This is a genomic window from Ruegeria sp. CG1, from assembly GCF_056537265.1.
Map to the genome: position 1 here is coordinate 1 of NZ_JBQFRF010000026.1, position 2139 is coordinate 2139.

General features: G+C 59.1%; 4 protein-coding genes and 1 pseudogene. All 5 read right to left on the minus strand.

Annotation, left to right across the window (positions count from 1 at the left end; genetic code table 11):
• Positions 1–153: 153 nt before the first annotated feature.
• Positions 154–312, minus strand: a complete 159-nt coding sequence (locus ACR0AU_RS21910; protein ID WP_480522639.1) for a hypothetical protein — start codon at positions 310–312, stop codon at positions 154–156.
• Between the two features lie 241 nt (positions 313–553).
• The gene (locus ACR0AU_RS21915; protein ID WP_480522637.1) at positions 554–802 is read right to left on the minus strand and encodes a hypothetical protein; all 249 of its coding nucleotides are present in this window, start codon (positions 800–802) and stop codon (positions 554–556) included.
• Between the two features lie 41 nt (positions 803–843).
• Positions 844–1131 carry a hypothetical protein gene (locus ACR0AU_RS21920; RefSeq protein ID WP_480522635.1) on the minus strand — a complete coding sequence of 96 codons (288 nt, stop codon included), beginning with the start codon at positions 1129–1131 and terminating at the stop codon, positions 844–846.
• 62 nt (positions 1132–1193) lie between these two features.
• Positions 1194–1751: a hypothetical protein gene (locus ACR0AU_RS21925; RefSeq protein ID WP_480522633.1), complete on the minus strand. Its 558-nt coding sequence runs from the start codon at positions 1749–1751 to the stop codon at positions 1194–1196.
• A gap of 57 nt (positions 1752–1808) precedes the next feature.
• Positions 1809–2139 (minus strand): annotated as a pseudogene (locus ACR0AU_RS21930) (DUF932 domain-containing protein); the annotation flags it as partial.

The following is a 2139-nucleotide window of genomic DNA, read 5'->3' on the forward strand; positions in this document are numbered from 1 at the left end:
ACACGCCGCTGCCCTCGGCACTGAAGATCATCGCCAAAACATGCGACCGTGAAAAGGACGGGCTGGCCCTGCACAACCGATGCGGCGCGGGCTATCCGGACCTCGCCCGGATGGTCGATGATAGCAAGAACTGGACGCGCTGAAAGGGCGGGGTCAGTCTCGCGCGACGGTCAGTCGGGCGGCACGGTCAGACTTCCAAACCTCGATAGTGGCGCGCTGTTCCACGTGCCAGCAAAACGCTGCAACTGCTGCCACCAGAAGGGCACCGGCAACAGCAATGTCGATGGTGTGATGAACACATTTCTCAAGCATCGGAATCCTCCTTTTCGTGGTTGCAGACCGGGCACGGAATGCCCCGCCGAATTTCAGTATCGGTCATGTCAAAACTCCATCCGGCGTCATGACCACACTGACCGCATATGAAGTGCCCACCCTTGGCAGTTCGCCAACCGGGCATCATATCGGGGGCTTGACCCACATCAGCCGCGTGCATCAAAACGCGCTGCTCGCGGCGCGGCTGATCGAGCCCCGGCAAGGTGAGCTGGTGGCGCACCTATCCGGCCTCGGGCAAAGGTTCGTCCATCCGGGTCTTGAACCGAATGGTGGCGTCTAAGGCCGCATCCCCGGTTTCGGCCTCCGGAACTCCGGGGATCAACCACGTGTCATTCCATGACATGCGGGCGCGTCCATCCAGTTTGCGGGCCAGCTCGTCCTCTGTTCCTTCCCCGATACAAATCCCGCCCTCGATGTCGGGATGTGCGGAAAGCTCGATGTGTCCAGAACGGAAACAATGGGCATACATTTGCCTGTCCTCTCGATTTCAGTTTTCGGGCTTCGCCCGGCTTAGTGCTGCCAGTTGTCCCGGCCGTATTTGCGGCCAAGAATGGTGATGCGATCCTGCCCGTCGATGGGCACGCTCTGGTGGACAAGCCCACCAAACGGGTTGACGCCGTAGACGGAAACATCGTCATCGCCAAACCCGTAGATCACGAATTTCCACGGTCCCCGGCCCTGCTCACGGGTTTGAAAAAACCCGTCGTAGTTCCGGCATTCCCAGGCACCGGCCCACCAGTTTGCGCCTGGTGTTCCTTTCTCGTTTGGGGCCATCGGTATCAAATCAAGCTGCTGCATTTCTGCTCTCCATCGGGCAAATGGCGGGGGCCGCTTTAGCGGCCTCCCGGCTTTGCAATGTTTCAGTGGGTGGTGGCTTCGGGCTGGTAAGGGTCGAGCTGATCAGATCCCGAATAGTCGGAATAATCGACAAACGCCTCGCGCAACGCGGCCAGCGGATGATTGTCAAAATCATCTACGCGCTGGTCTTCGTCAGGAATCTCGCTTTCGTTGGCTTCGTGGATGGCGAATGTCAGAGCCTCGGCAATCTCAATGAATTCGGTCACTGGCACGAGCTGACCGCTCTGGCGGGGAAACTGCCCATAGGCGACGTCACCAGCCAAGAAGCCCTTGCCGGTTTCCGTGGCAATCTGGCGTGCGATTTTTACAATCGCCTTGGCATCCCATGCGTCATGGACTGCCATCGCCAGAAACTCCGGCGCGTCTTTGGTGCCTTCGTTCTTCCGGCCGTAAATGCTCCAAAACTCGACCTCTCCGGCTTCGCACTGGACGGCGCACCCTTCGCTTTCATCATTTCGGCACGGCATGATTTCGAACCATTCGAATTGGTCCAGCTTGTCGCCTTTCGGCAAGTTGTTGAAACGCTCGTGTGCGGGTGTGTTGACGATTTCATTTTGCATGGTCTCTGCTCCGAGTCAGGGGGTATGCGCGGCCCGGATCGAGCCGCGCGCTGTTCTTCAGGCTGCGAGGCTTACGCCCTTCAGCTCTGCCATCTTTTCAGTGAGAGACCAGACTGCCCGGTTCAGAGCTTTGTTCTGGTCGATGCCTTTGACGCCACGGGTGCGCTGTCGGCGTGTGCGGCCATTGCCATCCTTGACGCGACCATGCAGCCCGCCCTTGATGACGTTCTCCTGCAGAACATTGCCAACGGTCCAAAGATCGGTCAGGCGGTCGGCATTGCGGCGGGTTCTCAACAGAGCGTCAGCCTGAACCGGCGCGGGCTTTCCATCTTCCTTGTGAGCCTCGGGAAAGCGCAGTTCATGCACCACTTCCGCGAACACCTTGCGC

Coding starts and splice junctions, on each gene's coding strand:
- ACR0AU_RS21910 (WP_480522639.1), bottom strand. CDS start 312: ATGCTTGAGAAATGTGTTCATCACACCATCGACATTGCTGTTGCCGGT.
- ACR0AU_RS21920 (WP_480522635.1), bottom strand. CDS start 1,131: ATGCAGCAGCTTGATTTGATACCGATGGCCCCAAACGAGAAAGGAACA.
- ACR0AU_RS21925 (WP_480522633.1), bottom strand. CDS start 1,751: ATGCAAAATGAAATCGTCAACACACCCGCACACGAGCGTTTCAACAAC.
- ACR0AU_RS21915 (WP_480522637.1), bottom strand. CDS start 802: ATGTATGCCCATTGTTTCCGTTCTGGACACATCGAGCTTTCCGCACAT.